This window comes from Lentibacter algarum (assembly GCF_040580765.1).
GTDB lineage: Bacteria > Pseudomonadota > Alphaproteobacteria > Rhodobacterales > Rhodobacteraceae > Lentibacter > Lentibacter algarum.
In genome coordinates, this window is the sequence record NZ_CP158687.1 from 3202104 (window position 1) to 3216089 (window position 13986).

General features: G+C 57.0%; 15 protein-coding genes and 1 tRNA gene. 9 read left to right on the forward strand and 7 right to left on the reverse strand.

The window, feature by feature from the left end; genetic code table 11:
• Nucleotides 1-4: 4 nt before the first annotated feature.
• Together DSM117340_RS15920 and DSM117340_RS15925 are read right to left on the reverse strand one after the other, a co-directional pair.
• Nucleotides 5-931 carry a tetratricopeptide repeat protein gene (locus DSM117340_RS15920; RefSeq protein ID WP_089893979.1) on the reverse strand — a complete coding sequence of 309 codons (927 nt, stop codon included), beginning with the start codon at nucleotides 929-931 and terminating at the stop codon, nucleotides 5-7.
• Nucleotides 932-1004: 73 nt separating this feature from the next.
• Complete coding sequence (locus tag DSM117340_RS15925) at nucleotides 1005-1793, reverse strand: exodeoxyribonuclease III (RefSeq protein WP_089893982.1); 789 nt, start codon at nucleotides 1791-1793, stop codon at nucleotides 1005-1007.
• A gap of 102 nt (nucleotides 1794-1895) precedes the next feature.
• Between DSM117340_RS15925 and DSM117340_RS15930 the strand changes: the two genes are divergently transcribed.
• Nucleotides 1896-2603 carry a VIT family protein gene (locus DSM117340_RS15930; RefSeq protein WP_089893988.1) on the forward strand — a complete coding sequence of 236 codons (708 nt, stop codon included), beginning with the start codon at nucleotides 1896-1898 and terminating at the stop codon, nucleotides 2601-2603.
• Nucleotides 2604-3009: 406 nt separating this feature from the next.
• Here DSM117340_RS15930 and DSM117340_RS15935 read toward each other — a convergent pair whose 3' ends face one another.
• A complete protein-coding gene (locus tag DSM117340_RS15935) occupies nucleotides 3010-3696 on the reverse strand; it encodes a response regulator transcription factor (RefSeq protein ID WP_089893991.1) in 687 nt (228 codons plus the stop codon).
• Between the two features lie 140 nt (nucleotides 3697-3836).
• Between DSM117340_RS15935 and ribA the strand changes: the two genes are divergently transcribed.
• Both ribA and DSM117340_RS15945 read left to right on the forward strand, forming a co-directional pair.
• On the forward strand, nucleotides 3837-4928 hold the full coding sequence (ribA, locus tag DSM117340_RS15940; protein ID WP_089893994.1) for a GTP cyclohydrolase II: 1092 nt from the start codon (nucleotides 3837-3839) through the stop codon (nucleotides 4926-4928).
• On the forward strand, nucleotides 4925-5419 hold the full coding sequence (locus tag DSM117340_RS15945) for a L,D-transpeptidase family protein (protein ID WP_089893997.1): 495 nt from the start codon (nucleotides 4925-4927) through the stop codon (nucleotides 5417-5419). Before ribA ends, DSM117340_RS15945 begins: the two co-directional genes overlap by 4 nt.
• A 74-nt stretch (nucleotides 5420-5493) precedes the next feature.
• Here DSM117340_RS15945 and DSM117340_RS15950 read toward each other — a convergent pair whose 3' ends face one another.
• The 4 genes from DSM117340_RS15950 to DSM117340_RS15965 all read right to left on the reverse strand — a co-directional run bounded on the left by DSM117340_RS15950 (nucleotide 5494) and on the right by DSM117340_RS15965 (nucleotide 8871).
• A complete protein-coding gene (locus DSM117340_RS15950; protein ID WP_089894000.1) occupies nucleotides 5494-5883 on the reverse strand; it encodes a hypothetical protein in 390 nt (129 codons plus the stop codon).
• Nucleotides 5884-5924: 41 nt separating this feature from the next.
• Nucleotides 5925-7073, reverse strand: coding sequence for a benzoate/H(+) symporter BenE family transporter (locus tag DSM117340_RS15955; RefSeq protein ID WP_089894003.1), 1149 nt, complete (start codon nucleotides 7071-7073; stop codon nucleotides 5925-5927).
• Complete coding sequence (locus tag DSM117340_RS15960; protein WP_089894006.1) at nucleotides 7070-7726, reverse strand: YggS family pyridoxal phosphate-dependent enzyme; 657 nt, start codon at nucleotides 7724-7726, stop codon at nucleotides 7070-7072. Before DSM117340_RS15960 ends, DSM117340_RS15955 begins: the two co-directional genes overlap by 4 nt.
• A gap of 122 nt (nucleotides 7727-7848) precedes the next feature.
• The gene (locus DSM117340_RS15965) at nucleotides 7849-8871 is read right to left on the reverse strand and encodes a porin (protein WP_333908504.1); all 1023 of its coding nucleotides are present in this window, start codon (nucleotides 8869-8871) and stop codon (nucleotides 7849-7851) included.
• Between the two features lie 205 nt (nucleotides 8872-9076).
• Here DSM117340_RS15965 and DSM117340_RS15970 point away from each other — a divergent pair, with 205 nt between their 5' ends.
• The 6 genes from DSM117340_RS15970 (at nucleotide 9077) to DSM117340_RS15995 (ending at nucleotide 13984) form a co-directional block, all read left to right on the forward strand.
• A complete protein-coding gene (locus DSM117340_RS15970) occupies nucleotides 9077-10030 on the forward strand; it encodes a site-specific integrase (RefSeq protein ID WP_177170708.1) in 954 nt (317 codons plus the stop codon).
• Nucleotides 10031-10124: 94 nt separating this feature from the next.
• A tRNA-Arg gene (locus tag DSM117340_RS15975) sits at nucleotides 10125-10201 on the forward strand.
• 213 nt (nucleotides 10202-10414) lie between these two features.
• Complete coding sequence (locus DSM117340_RS15980; protein ID WP_218140891.1) at nucleotides 10415-10990, forward strand: DUF4956 domain-containing protein; 576 nt, start codon at nucleotides 10415-10417, stop codon at nucleotides 10988-10990.
• 10 nt (nucleotides 10991-11000) lie between these two features.
• Nucleotides 11001-11840 (forward strand): polyphosphate polymerase domain-containing protein, encoded by an 840-nt coding sequence (locus DSM117340_RS15985; RefSeq protein ID WP_218140892.1) that lies wholly within the window; start codon nucleotides 11001-11003, stop codon nucleotides 11838-11840.
• Between the two features lie 106 nt (nucleotides 11841-11946).
• Entirely contained in the window at nucleotides 11947-13365 is a 1419-nt protein-coding gene (locus tag DSM117340_RS15990; RefSeq protein ID WP_089894015.1) for an ATP-binding protein, read from the forward strand.
• Entirely contained in the window at nucleotides 13337-13984 is a 648-nt protein-coding gene (locus DSM117340_RS15995; protein WP_089894018.1) for a response regulator transcription factor, read from the forward strand. Before DSM117340_RS15990 ends, DSM117340_RS15995 begins: the two co-directional genes overlap by 29 nt.
• Nucleotides 13985-13986 lie beyond the last annotated feature (2 nt).

Consider the following 13986-nt stretch of genomic DNA (forward strand, 5'->3'; position numbering starts at 1 on the left):
TTCCTCAGATCAGGATCATGGAGCCGAGCTTGCGGCGGCCTGCCAACGCGATTGGGTCTTGTGGCGGGAGGGCGTCAAACAGTGTGAAGAGCTGGGCTTTGGCGGCGCCATCGTTCCACTCGCGGTCGCGGCGGAAGAGCTCAAGCAACTGGGCGACGGCTTCGGCCATATCACCCGCGCCTTGCAGTGCATTGGCGTAGTCAAAGCGCGCTTGGTGATCATCGGGGTTTGCCTCGGATGCGGCCTGAAGCTCTGCGACGGGGCCAGCATTTGCGGCTTGTTTTGCAAGCTCAAGCTGGGCATGAGCGGCCTCAAGTTCGGGCGCTGCACTGATTTCGGCGGGCGCACCGTTGAGAGTTGCTTCTGCGCCCGAGAGATCGTCGAGTGCGATATAGGCGCGGACGAGGCCACCGTAGGCTGCGGCGTGATTTGGCTCTTCTTCGAGGATCGCCGCGAAAGTCTGTGCTGCGTCGGCTGCTGCGCCTTCGGCGAGCATATCTTCGGCAGCAGCGACGGCATCATCAAGCCCACCTGAGGCATCACCGCCCGCGGCATCGACGACTTTCTTCACGAAAGCGTCAAGCTCCGACTGGGGCACGGCGCCTTGGAACATATCCACGGGGCGGCCTTGGTAGAAGCCGACAACTGTGGGGATCGATTGGATCGGGAGACCCTGCTGGGCGAGCATCTGGGCGAGGCGCTGCTCTTGATCAACATCGACCTTGGCCATTTTGACCGCGCCCTTGGCTTTGGTCACGGCGCCTTCAAGCATCGGGCCAAGGGTCTTGCAGGGGCCACACCATGGCGCCCAGAAGTCGACGATCACCGGGGTCTCCATCGAGGCTTCAACCACGTCTTTCATGAAGGTGGCTTCTGTGACGTCAAAGATCAGATTTTCTGTTGCGGCGGGCTGTGAAAGATTGAGGTCCATCGGGGACTCCTTTGGAAGATGTGTTGCCCTTTATGTGAGGGATGCGCGCCGCGCTTGCAAGGGGCGGGCGCGGTTAGATATCAAACGTGGCGAAGACTGGCGCGTGATCCGAGGGCTGGGTCCAGCCGCGGGCGGCGCGCAGTACGCGGGAGGAATGAGCGGCGCTTGAGATGTCGGGGGTGGCCCAGACGTGATCAAGGCGGCGGCCTTTGTCGGCGTCGTCCCAGTCTTTGGCGCGGTAGGACCACCACGAATAGAGCAGACCCTCAGGGAGATCCTGACGGGTGATGTCGACCCATTTGCCTGCGTCTTGCGTCTGCGCGAGGGCTTCGACTTCGATGGGGGTGTGGGAGACGACTTTGAGGAGTTTCTTGTGGTCCCAGACGTCGTCTTCGCGGGGGGCGATGTTGAGATCGCCCACGAGGATCGATTTTTGAGGGGCTGCGGCATGGAACGCGTCGCGCATCTCGGTGAGGTAGTCGAGCTTTTGGCCGAACTTCTCGTTCACTTCGCGGTCGGCGACATCGCCGCCAGCGGGGACGTAGAAGTTATGAACTGTGACGCCGTTGTCTAGCTTGCCCGCGATATGGCGGGCGTGGCCGAGGCTTGCGTAATCTTCGGCGCCCGCTTCGACCATGGGGATTTTGGAGAGGATCGCGACGCCGTTGTAGCCCTTCTGGCCGCGTGCGACCATGTGGGTATAGCCGAGCGCTTTGAAGCCATCGAGGGGGATTTTATCAACAGGGCTTTTGCACTCTTGCAGACAGAGAACATCGGGGGCTTCTTCAGAGAGCAGCTTGAGCACCAGAGGTTCGCGCAGGCGCACGGAGTTGATGTTCCAAGTGGCGAGTGTGAATGACATGTGGTGCTCCTGACTGAAAGAGCCTTTGATCTAACACAACATGCATGGGCAGGGAATCGACTATTGCTTGTGATGCTTCGCAGAATAGACAGGAATACACTTATGGCTAAAGGACCGCCCGCACATCCCGAAATGCGGCATTATGTAAACAGGAGTGGCTGGCTGCGTGCGGCTGTTTTGGGGGCGAATGACGGGATTGTCTCCACTTCGGCGTTGATTGTCGGAGTGGCTGCAGCGGAGCCTGAAGTGAAGACAGTGTTTTTGGCGGGCTTTGCGGGGCTGGTGGCTGGGGCGATGTCGATGTCGGCGGGCGAGTATGTTTCGGTGTCGTCGCAATCAGATATCGAAAAGGCTGATATTGCGCGTGAAATCAAGTCTCTAGAGCAAAACCCCGAGACCGAAATCAACGAGCTTGTTCAAATTTATGAAGAGCGCGGGCTTTCGGAGGGGACGGCGCGGACTGTTGCGCTGGAGCTGACCGAGCATGACGCGTTGGGCGCGCATGTGCGGGATGAGCTGGGCTTGTCAGAGGTGCTTTCGGCGCGGCCCTTTGAGGCGGCTTTGGCTTCGGGAATGACCTTTTCTGTTGCGGCGGCTGTGCCTCTTGTGGCGGCCGTGCTTGCGCCAGCAGGTTCTATTATAACAGTGGTGCTGGCTGTGACGGTGCTTGCTCTTATTGTTTTGGGCGCACTGGGGGCCTATGCGGGCGGCGCTCCAAAGGGGCCAGCCATGCTGCGGGTTGTGGTCTGGGGTATATTTGCCATGGCTGTGAGCGCGTTATTGGGGCGGCTTTTTGGGGTGGTTGTTTAGGGTTTGAAGCTTCTCACTGAGTGGTTGAGCGATAAGCGGCGGGATGGGCTGGTCACTTGAACCTGTATCAAATAGCCGTGTCTTGCCTATGGTCCATGTGTCTCTTTTACATTTCTGGACGGTCAACCAGCTGTCCTCATGCGTGAGACCACCTGCGAGACAAAGCTCGGAAATGGGGCACTTGAACGTTTTCATGTGAGCAAGAACAACCGAGGCCGAGAGGCGAGGCAAGCGGGTGGCGTGTTGCGTATTGAAGTGAGGGTTTAAACAAAAAAAGGCCGAGCGCGGGGCTCGGCCAAAGTCCAACAGGGAGGTGCATATGATAGACCGCATATGCGACGGTATACTTAACTTGTATTGGCAACTTTGAGATGCATCTTTGATGCAGATCAAGTCACTTTATTTTTCAAGCGACGAGGCGGTAGCCTCCTGACTCAGTGACCAGAAGCCTTGCATTGGAGGGGTCTGGCTCGATTTTCTGGCGCAGGCGGTAGATGTGTGTCTCTAGCGTATGGGTTGTAACCCCTGCGTTGTAGCCCCAGACCTCGTGAAGCAGCACATCGCGCGCGACGACGCCGTCTGTGGAGCGATAGAGGAACTTGAGGATGTTTGTTTCTTTCTCGGTTAGGCGAATCTTTTTCTCATCTTCAGTGATCAGCATCTTCATTGAGGGCTTGAAGGTATATGGCCCGAGCGTGAACACCGCGTCTTCGCTTTGCTCATGCTGGCGCAGCTGGGCACGGATACGCGCAAGCAGGACCGGAAACTTGAACGGTTTGGTGACGTAATCATTGGCGCCCGCATCTAGACCGAGAATTGTGTCAGCGTCGCTATCGTGGCCTGTGAGCATAAGCACAGGCGCTTTGACACCTTGTTTGCGCATCAGGCGGCAGAGTTCGCGGCCGTCGGTGTCGGGGAGGCCGACATCGAGGATGATCAGATCATAGAGGCCTTCTTTGGTCTTTTGCATGGCAGTTGCGCCGCTGTCGGCCTCGAAGACATCAAAGTCTTCGGTCATGACAAGTTGTTCACTCAACGCTTCGCGCAGGTCATCATCATCGTCGACGAGCAGGATTTTTCTGAGTTGCGCCATGAGGGCCTCCTATCGGGTTGTGCCTACTAGAAATAGGGCAGATCACGGCGCTGGCAAGTTTTGTAGCAAGGTTTCACGCGCTCGTGTTGCACAGGCTGTTTTTGTTTCAGTTCTGCAATTTTTTGGCCTAAGGATGTGCCATGAATTTAGGCCCTGACATAAACGAGACCTTGGCACGCGCGCGGGCAGACCTGCGTATTGGTGTGCCTGTGGTCCTTTTGAGCGCTGATGGCGCGGCGCTTGTGATGGCGGCAGAGACTGCCGAGAGCGCGCGGCTTGAGGCGATGCGCGCGCGGGGGCTGACCCCTGTGTTGGCGATTACGGCGCGCCGCGCGGAGACGCTGAAGGCGCGGTGTTATGACGGCGATATGGCGCGAATTGTGCTGCCTGACGGTGCAGATTTACGCTGGGTCTTGGCAGTCGCGGACCCGAAAGACGACCTAGCGAACCCGATGAAAGGGCCGCTTCAGAGCGCGCGCGAGGGCGGGGCGCAGCTTCACCGGCTTTCACTCATGCTCTGTAAGGCGGCGCGGCTTTTGCCTGCGGCTTTGGTGGCAGATCTAGCGGATGCTGAGGCGTTTGCGGCTGCGGAACGGCTGACTGTGGTGGATGCGGAGGCGGCGGCGCAGGCGATGGACGCGAGCGCGGCTTTGCAGGAGATTGTTGCAGCGCGTGTGCCTATTGAGGTGGCGGAAAACACGCGACTGCATGTGTTTCGTCCTGAGGACGGCAGCGAAGAGCATTATGCCATTGAGATTGGGCGGCCCGACCGAGCGCTACCTGTGCTGACGCGGCTGCATTCGGCGTGCTTTACGGGCGATCTTATGGGCTCGCTCAAATGCGATTGTGGCCCACAGCTGCGCGGTGCTTTGGCGCAGATGGGTGCTGAGGGCGCAGGTATTTTGCTTTATCTCAACCAAGAGGGGCGTGGGATTGGTCTTGCCAACAAAATGCGCGCTTATAGTTTGCAGGACCAAGGCTTTGATACGGTTGAGGCCAATCACCGCCTTGGTTTTGAAGACGACGAGCGCGACTTTCGGGTGGGCAGTGCTATTCTGAAAGAGCTTGGCTTTGGTGCGATCAGGCTGATGACGAACAACCCAGCCAAGATATCCATGATGGAAAAGACGGGTGTGAAAGTGGTCGAGCGTGTACCGCTTGTTGTGGGTGAAAACGCGCATAACCACGGCTACCTTAAGGTGAAGGCGGCGAAATCGGGGCATTTGCTTTGAGTGTTGCTGATCTTGTTCTGACTCCGACGGGGCTGCGCTTTTTGGGGCGGAGGTTTCCTTGTGTGATTGGCAAAGGTGGAATTTCTGCGGCCAAGCGTGAGGGTGATGGGGCGACGCCCACGGGGGCGCATCGGCTTGTCGGGATGTTGTATCGTCCTGATCGCCTTGTGCAGCCGCGGGTCTGGGCGGAGCCGATCGGGCCGCGCGACCTATGGTCGGACGAGAGCGGAGACGCTTCTTATAATCTGCCTGTGCGTGCGCCTTACGGCGGCAGCCACGAGCGACTGCGGCGAGCCGATCCGCTTTATGACCTTGTGATTGTGACGGATTGGAACTGGCCCGAGGCCGAAGCAGGCAAAGGCTCGGCTATTTTTTTGCACCAGTGGCGGCGCGGCGGATATCCGACCGAAGGCTGTGTTGCGTTTGCGCGCGCGGATTTGCACTGGATTGCGGCGCGGATTGAGATTGGCACGCGGCTGATTGTCCGCTGAGAGATGCTGTCTCACAGACCTCCCTCCCTGGGATATTTCTGGAGCGAAAAAGGAAGACCCTTTTGACTTAATCTTTAGGGGTATTTCTTGCTGACCTTCGCTTTGGCCAAAGTTTTGCTGCCTTTTTTGGCTGTGGCAGTCCATTCGTAGGTATGGGAGCCAGAGGGTGGGCAGGGGCTTTTATATTTGAAAGTCCCTTCGGGGATGGTTCCATCGGCTGTCATTTTGACTTTGCCACCACCGTGGTTGTAGCCGGGGACATTAAGGTCTTTGAGGCGGATCTGGACTTGAGTTGTCCCTGCGGGGATACCTTTGAGCGTAAAGGCAGGGTTGCCGACTGTATTGGGGCTACCCGTGGTGCAGGAGGGAATATTGCCCCAGCCTTTGAAGCTGAGCTGCATGTCTGCTTGAGCTGTTGTTGCAGCGGTGAGTGTGAGGGCGGTGAAAAGGGCGATGCGCTTCATACTGGTCTCCTGTTGAACATGAGAGCGAGATTAGCGGAAAATTAGGATTTTTGGGAGAGCATAAAGGCGAGGCCACCAAAGAGGAGGCCCCAGACGGCACCGCTGAGCCCAAAGAGGCTGACGCCTGAGGCGGTTGTGAGAAATGTAATGGCGGCGGCTTCGCGAGACTTTGCATCGGCGAGGGCGACGCTTGCAGAGTTGGCGAAGACGCCAAGAAGCGCAATGCCTGCGAGCACTTCCAGTGTTTTGGGTGGTGCGGCAGCGGCAAAGGAGATGATGAGGGCTGCGAAGAGGCCGAAGAGGCAGTAAAACACCCCACCCATGACTGCAGACCAGAAACGCAAGGCTTTGTCGGGATGTGAGTCCGCGCCTGCGCAGAGCGAGGATGTGATAGCTGCAAGACATGTCTGGAGGGCGCCGAAGGGAGCGGAGAGGATGCTGGCGATGCCGACTGCGGAGAGGAAGAAGGCGGGGCGCGGCGCATAACCTTCTCCCTTGAGAACGGCCATACCCGGGCTGTTCTGGGTGGCCATTGTGATGATGAAGAGCGGCAGCGCGAGGCCAAGGACGCTGGCGAGGCTAAAGGCGGGGAGGACTATGACAGGCTGAGTCAAAAAGTGATTTGGCGGCGAGAATGCACCACCCCAAAGTGTCAGCCCGACGGCCATAAGCACGGCTGCGGGCACGGCGAAGAGACGCGACAGTTTGCCGACCACAAACCATGTGAGCAGGATGGGGGCGGCAGTATAGGGCGCATCGGCCAAGGCAAGAAAGGGGCGCGCGCAGAGGGTTATAAGGACGCCAGCAAGCAGCGCATGAGCGAGCGGAAGAGGAACATTTGCCGCGAGCTGCCGCAGGGGGCGATAGAGCCCTGCGAGCACTGTGAGCGCGCCAGCAATTAGAAAGGCGCCGACGGCTTCGGCAAAACCGCCCGCGGGCGCGAGAGAGACGGCGAGGAAGGCGGCGCCGGGTGTGGACCACGCAACGGAGGAGGGCTGCCGCGTGACGAGACTGATGACAATGGCTGTGAGGCCCATAGAGAGCGAGGCGGCCATAAGGCCCGAGCTGGCCTCTGCGGGGCTGGCGCCCATCGCGGCGAGGCCCTGAAGGACGATGGGAAAGGAACTGAAGAAACCGACAATGGCGACAACGAGCCCTGTGGAAACAGTTTGAAGCGGGGGAATGCTCACAGTTCGTAGGCTCGAGCGCCGAAAATGGCGGAGCCGACGCGAACATGTGTTGCACCCAGCGCGATGGCGCTTTCGAAGTCGCCGCTCATGCCCATCGAGAGGCCTGAAAGGCCGTTTCGAGCCGCGATTTTGGCGAGGAGGGCGAAGTGTAAACTGGGCTCTTCATCGACTGGCGGGATGCACATAAGGCCCGAAATTGGCAAGTCGTTGCGCGCGCATTCGGCGAGAAAGCTTTCAGCGTCTTTCGGTCTCAAACCAGCCTTTTGCGGCTCTTCGCCTGTGTTGATCTGAACGAAGAGTTCAGGGCATTTACCTGTCTCTTGAGCGAGGCGGGCGAAGGCCGTTATGAGCTTCGGTCTGTCGAGAGTGTGGATGGCGTCGAAGAGCTCGAAAGCTTGGCGCGCCTTGTTGGTTTGCAGAGGGCCGATGAGGTGCACTTTGGTGTCTGGAAAGCTCTCGCGGAAGGTGGGCCATTTGCCTGCAGCTTCTTGAACGCGGTTCTCGCCAAAGAGGCGGTGCCCCTCTTTGAGGACGGCCTCGACGCGCGCATCGGGCTGGACTTTGGAGACGGCGATCAGCTCGACGCTGCCTGCTGCGCGACCTGCCTTGGCCTCGGCTTTGGCGATACGGGCGGATATTTCTGAGAGGGACATGGGGCGCGCTCCTGTGGGGCCAATTTGTGCAAAGAATTTGAGTCAAATAACAACAGGAGCGGGCAAAAGAAAAGGGCAGGCGCGAGGCCTGCCCTTAACTATAGATTGGTCAGCTTCTAAGATTAGAAGTTGAAGCGTACACCGAAGTCAGCAACGGTCTGGCCGCTGAAGTTCGACGCTACACCACCGCGGAGCGATGTGCCGCCGCCGAGGCTGTGGTTGAAGTCGATGCCGTAGCTGTCGTCAGCCATGTTTGACTGTGACGCGTAGTAAGCTTCAACGTTTGTCGCTGCGCCAACATCCATGCCTGCTGAGAGTACGAAACGGTCAACGTTTGCGCCTGTTTCAGCATATGCGAGGCCAAGCGATACTGGGCCGACTGTGCCGCCAACTGTCGCTGTGATCTCTGTGTCTGTGGCTGCTGATGAGTCTTGCAGACCCAGAGCAACTGTCCAGCCGCTGAACGTGTATGCGCCGTAGGCGGCGATACGATCGTTTGTGTCTGAAGCAGAGATGTGTGCTGTGAAGTCACCCATTGAGTACATAACTTCGATGCCGTTGGCACCTGATGAACCCAGACCGCCTGATGAGTAAGCGTCTGCGCCGCCTACACCGTAAACAGTGTAATCATAGCCGAGACCTGTGAGGCCGAGGTCGATTGGGTACTGGCCTGGCATGCTTTCGAAAGCGCCCCAGATGTTGCCAACGCCAACTTCAAGACCGCCTGATTTGGCGTAGAAGCGTGCACCGTTTGTTGCGCCCTGCTGGCCTTCGCCTTGCTGGATGCGAACCATTGCGCCGAATGTAACGCCAGCATCTGATTCAGCGTTTGCATCGATAACGATGCGAAGACGTGATGTGATGTCTGTTGAAGACGCGCCAGCTGCGCCAGCTGCGGTAGGTGCAACGCCAGCTGTTTCAGCTGCGAGAGCTGTTTCGGCGGTTGCGAGTGTAGCCGCTGCTGCTGCCGCTGCTGTTACTGCTGCCGCTTGAGCAGCAGCAGTCGCCGCTGTCAGAACTGCTGCGTCAGCTGCTGCTGCTGCTGTAGCTGCTGTGTCGCGTGCTGTAAGAGCTGCGCCGTAGCCAGCTGATGCTGGTGTGCCAGCTGTCGCTGCTGTTGCTGCTGTTGAACCTGTGTATGCGATACCAAAACGGCCATAGCCGCTGAACGTTACATCAGCTGCGGCAACAGAAGCTGTTGCGACGAGAGCTGTGGTAGCGAAAAGACTACTGTTAGCGCCGTATTAGTAAAGTGGGAATATTGTATGCAACCACGTTGCTAGAAATCTCTCCAGCGACATGACCTATAAACAAGCCAAACTGCCAACATTTCTGGCAGAAGGAGCACCTATGATATCTTTCTTCAGTCGCCCTGTCGGCCCCTATACCGACAAGAGTAGCACAGGAGTCAAACTGACCCTAAACCAGTTCTTTGATGATTTGTATTTTCCCCACGCCAAAGCGACCAAAAAACAGTCTCATCACGACTGGAGCATCTACAACAAACACATGCGCGAGAAGCTCGGTCGCTACCAACTGGACGAAATCCTGAACCCGATCATGGACGTTTGGGTCCGTGAACAAGTCATTGCGGGCTATCAGCGCAGCACGGTTAACAAGCACATACACTTGCTTAACAGAATGTTGAGCCTTGCCCGCCACTGGGGGTACCTCCCTGCGCACAATCCTCAGCAGGAAAATATCAAGCGCCTTTCTGTTGGCGATCATACACAACGCTTCCTGAGTGCTGACGAGATCGAGCGCCTTCTCGCCGCTTGCCGCGCCAATCAGCACCCTTTTCTTTACCTCTTTGTGCGGTTTCTTCTGCTGACAGGTGCACGCAAAGGCGAAGCGCGCATGGCGGTCTGGTCCCATATCGACTTTGACAAAAGAATTTGGACAGTGCCGCGTTCCAAAAACGGCCGTTCGCGGCGGATCGTGCTCTCCACGGCCGCAATCGAAGTTTTGACAGATATTCGCAAGAAGTCTGATGAAATGATGCTGCCAAGCGAGGCCGACAACTATCTGTTCACAAACCCGATGACGCGCACAGCCTATCAAAGCTTCTATGCCTCATGGTTTGTGGCGCGTGATAAAGCAGGCCTCAAAGATTTGCGCATTCATGATCTGCGACACACCTTTGCCAGCTTGCTCATCAACAAAGGAGTCAGCCTCTACGAGGTCCAAACGCTTCTTGGCCACAGCTCGGTGCAAATGACACAACGCTACGCGCACCTTGCGCCTGATCTCTTGCAAAACCGTACCGAAATCGTTGGCGGTATCGTTGGAGGCGGCCATTTTTAGGCCTAAACAGAAAACGGGTGGCGCTCCATGCGCCGCCCGTCCCAAAGCTTTGGGGCTGACACCCACGACACAAAACGCTATCCCATCTCCTAGCGGCCCCGTGGCTCAACTGGATAGAGCAGCCCCCTCCTAAGGGGCAGGTTACAGGTTCGAATCCTGTCGGGGTCACCAAAACTCGCTAAAAGATAAGGCTTGTCCAAATCGCGTGGTGCAGTTTCCTTGCCTGCGTCAGACATTGTCCCGTGCGTGGTTACGACTTTAGTCGGACAACTGGGCCGACCTCGGGCGGACGCGGGCCGCTGTTGAATGTGACATCAACATGACAGTTTTGTAACACCGCCCGCCTGATCATCCGATCCAGTGTAGTATAGAAAGGCCCTCCAAATGTTTGAACTGATCGCTCCCGTCGCAGAGCTTCTTGCTCGGTTTATGATCGATATTGCCGCAATGGGCGTGTTGATCTTTGGCCTTTACTATCGTCGCTACCGCGACCGCGAGCTGGCGACTACGGCTTCGATGTTCAACATCTTCGCCTTTGCTGTTCTCACGATCCTTTCAAGCGTCGAGTTTTCGGTCGCAGCGGGCTTTGGCCTCTTTGCTATTCTTGCGCTGTTCAGCCTGCGCTCAGAACAGATCGAGAAAATCGAGATCGCCTACTTCTTTGGCGCCATTGCCGTCGCAGTGATTTGTTCGGTGGTCGGAACCAGCCTCCTGATGGTGTTCATGATCACAACCTTCGTGATCCTCGCGGCCTGGGTGCTTGATCATCCGCGCATGCTTAAGTCTGCCCATGGTGCGAAGCTGACGCTCGATGCCATTGACCCTGACATTCTTTCGGACAGCGCGAAAACGCGTCAGATGCTGTCCGATAGGCTTGGCGTCGACGTGATGACCTTTCAGATCGTCGAGCTGAACTACGTGAACGATATGGCGCGCATCAACGTCTACTATCGCAACTGAGGATAGGCCCATGAACATAATGAAACTTTATTGCCAAGATAAAGGCCTTCGCTGGCTGACAGGCGGCTTCGCCCCTATTTCACTTGAGGAGCTCAACAGCAAAGCCGAGATGATGTCGCGGATCGACAACAAATATGTGGTTGATCGTTGGGCGCTGGAGCGCATCCTGCCAGCCCTGCTTGAAGAGTTCGACATACTTGAAATCGACGATCGCCGCGCTTTTACATATGATACGCGCTATTTTGATGACCCCGATTGCAGTGCTTATTACGAGCATCATCAAGGGCTGAGAAAAGGCTTCAAGGTGCGTGTGCGGCGTTATTCTGATGCAGGCCTTTGCTTCCTTGAAGTCAAGGTCAAGGGCAAGCGCGGCATGACGGTCAAGAACCGCCAGTCTTATGATCCTGCCGATCTGGGAGAGTTGACGCCAGAAGCATTCGACTACGCAAAAGGTGTTTATACGGGTCACTACGACAAGGCGTTTGACTATGATCTGAGGCCTGCGCTCGACATTGAGTATCAGCGCATAACGCTGGTGGCCAAAGAAGGCGGTGAGCGGATGACAATTGATGGCAAGCTCTCGTTTCGCAACGAAAAGAAGCGCCTGGAGGCGCCCAATGATGTCTTCATCGTTGAGACCAAATCTGCACTTGGCCGCGGATATGCCGACAAAGCTCTCCGCGCGGTCCATGCGCGGCCCACCAAGAAGTGCTCGAAATATTGCATCGGCATGGCAGCTCTGGGGGCCGTCAGCCGCTGGAACCGCTTCATGCCGACAATGCGGATGCTGCGCCTTGTCACGGGAACCAAGCTCGCACTGGAGCCTCACGTCCTCAGCAGTGCCGCCTAAATGGGTAAAGCTGACAGGGCTCTCGATAGAGGACTATGCAAATTCGTTATCTTGGTCGGACGAAAGTCTGTTCCGCTTAAGCAGACCGCGTATTAGTTATGATGCAATGAACACGGAAAAGGCCGAACGATTTTGGAACCGTCTAAGCCTGCCGCGCCAGTTTATTCTCGCGGGCAGCGTGGTGATGTTTGTCGCTATGGTACTTGTTGGCTCTTGGGTCTCCAAGCGGATCGAGCAAGCAGCCGTGCAGAATTTTGCGATCATCGCTGCAAATTACGTCGAAAGCTTCATCGCGCCGATCACACAAGATTTGGCTGAAGGCGACACGCTATCTCCCCCTGCAAAGCAGGCGATGATCGAGGTCTTTTCTACGACGGCGCTGAACGAGCGTATCGTTTCATACAAGATATGGAAGGAAGGCGGGTTGATTGTTCACGCCTCTGACCCAAGCCTCATCGGTAAGGTGTTCGAACCCTCCGAAGACTTGCAAGCCGCATGGACTGGCAAATTCGCCGCGTCGCTCGACAATCATGTTGATGCCGAAGACGCGAGTGAGGCCTCTCTCGGAATTTCACTGCTTGAGGTCTATAGTCCGATTCACGAGGTCTTCAGTGGTCGCATAATCGCCGTGGCAGAGTTCTACGAGCGCGCCGATCCTCTGGTCGCAGAGCTGCGCAGCGCCCGCAGGAACTCATGGCTGGTCGTCGGCTCAGCCTTCTTGGCAAGCGGTCTGCTCTTGGCAGGGATCGTGCAAGCTGGCGGGCGCACCATTCAAGAGCAGCGGCAGCGCCTTCAAACGCAGCTCGCACAATCCGAACATCTTGCGGAGCAAAACATCGCCCTGCGTCGCAAAGCGATCACGGCAAATCTGCGTGCTACAGCCCAGCTCGAACAGACAATCCGCCATGTCGGCTCAGATTTGCACGATGGTCCTGCCCAACATCTTTCGCTGGCCGCCTTGAGACTCGATTCAGCCTTTGACAAAAACGCAGACCCAAACGCTCGCAGCGAAATTCGCGCCTCAATCGATCGTGCGCTCGAAGAGATAAGAGCGATCTCACGAGGACTTGCCCTGCCAGAGCTAGAGCAAATGGATCTGGCCTCCCTCGTCCGCGCAGCAATCTCCGAGCGTGAGGTCCAATCAGGCATCGACGTAAACGTCACATTCTTTGGCTCGGAGCCAAAGCACCTGAGCTATACAGAAAAACTCTGCGTTTACCGTTTTCTGCAAGAGGGCTTGTCCAACGCGGTACGCCACGGCGGCGTGAAATCCGCCGAAGTGCGTGTCGCGGTCGATACCAAAATCATCGAAATTTCGATCCATGATGATGGCTCGGGGTTTGACATGAACGCTGTGCCTGGCCTGCACGCCACCGGAGGCCAAGGCCTCACGGGCCTGCGCGACCGCGCCGAAAGCATCGGAGGAAGCATTTTGGTTTCATCCAATCCCCGTTCAGGCACGACCCTGACGCTCACACTCTTGAGGGAGCAATATAATGGCAATCCGACTAATCCTCGCCGATGACCATCCGATTTTTCGTGATGGGCTGGTGCAAAGTATAACTGAGACAGGTGAGTTTGAAGTCTTGGGTGTCGGGGAATCGGCCGAAGAAGCTGTTGCTCTTGCAGCGCAACACTCGCCTGATATCGCCCTGCTTGATCTCTCGATGCCTGGCAATGGCATCACCGCTGCCAAGCGCATTATCGAAGGAGGATTTGCCAAGCATGTCGCGATGCTGACCGTCTCGGAAGACGGTGCTGACGTCACCAAAGCGCTGCAAGTCGGCGCAATCGGTTATGTGCTGAAAGGGGTCTCGGCAGACGATCTCCGCCGCATACTCAAAGGTATCGCCCGTGGCGAGGCCCATGTCTCGCCCGCGCTCGCCGCGCAAGTGCTACAGATCATGCAAAAGCCAAAGGCCAAGAAAGAGCACAACCCAATTGATGATCTAACAAAGCGCGAGGAAGAAATCCTACGCCTCGTGGCCACCGGTCAAAGCAACCGCGAGGTGGCCGATGCGCTCAGCCTTCAGGAAAAGACTGTAAAGCACTACATGACAGTTATTCTAAGCAAGCTGCATGCCCGCAATCGTGTCGAGGCCGCCGTGATGGCACATGAGGCTTGGAACGGTGAAAAACCCTAGCC

Coding starts and splice junctions, on each gene's coding strand:
- DSM117340_RS15950 (WP_089894000.1), bottom strand. CDS start 5,883: ATGAAGCGCATCGCCCTTTTCACCGCCCTCACACTCACCGCTGCAACA.
- DSM117340_RS15935 (WP_089893991.1), bottom strand. CDS start 3,696: ATGGCGCAACTCAGAAAAATCCTGCTCGTCGACGATGATGATGACCTG.
- DSM117340_RS15985 (WP_218140892.1), top strand. CDS start 11,001: ATGAACATAATGAAACTTTATTGCCAAGATAAAGGCCTTCGCTGGCTG.
- DSM117340_RS15980 (WP_218140891.1), top strand. CDS start 10,415: ATGTTTGAACTGATCGCTCCCGTCGCAGAGCTTCTTGCTCGGTTTATG.
- DSM117340_RS15930 (WP_089893988.1), top strand. CDS start 1,896: ATGGCTAAAGGACCGCCCGCACATCCCGAAATGCGGCATTATGTAAAC.
- ribA (WP_089893994.1), top strand. CDS start 3,837: ATGAATTTAGGCCCTGACATAAACGAGACCTTGGCACGCGCGCGGGCA.
- DSM117340_RS15995 (WP_089894018.1), top strand. CDS start 13,337: ATGGCAATCCGACTAATCCTCGCCGATGACCATCCGATTTTTCGTGAT.
- DSM117340_RS15990 (WP_089894015.1), top strand. CDS start 11,947: ATGAACACGGAAAAGGCCGAACGATTTTGGAACCGTCTAAGCCTGCCG.
- DSM117340_RS15970 (WP_177170708.1), top strand. CDS start 9,077: ATGATATCTTTCTTCAGTCGCCCTGTCGGCCCCTATACCGACAAGAGT.
- DSM117340_RS15920 (WP_089893979.1), bottom strand. CDS start 931: ATGGACCTCAATCTTTCACAGCCCGCCGCAACAGAAAATCTGATCTTT.
- DSM117340_RS15925 (WP_089893982.1), bottom strand. CDS start 1,793: ATGTCATTCACACTCGCCACTTGGAACATCAACTCCGTGCGCCTGCGC.
- DSM117340_RS15960 (WP_089894006.1), bottom strand. CDS start 7,726: ATGTCCCTCTCAGAAATATCCGCCCGTATCGCCAAAGCCGAGGCCAAG.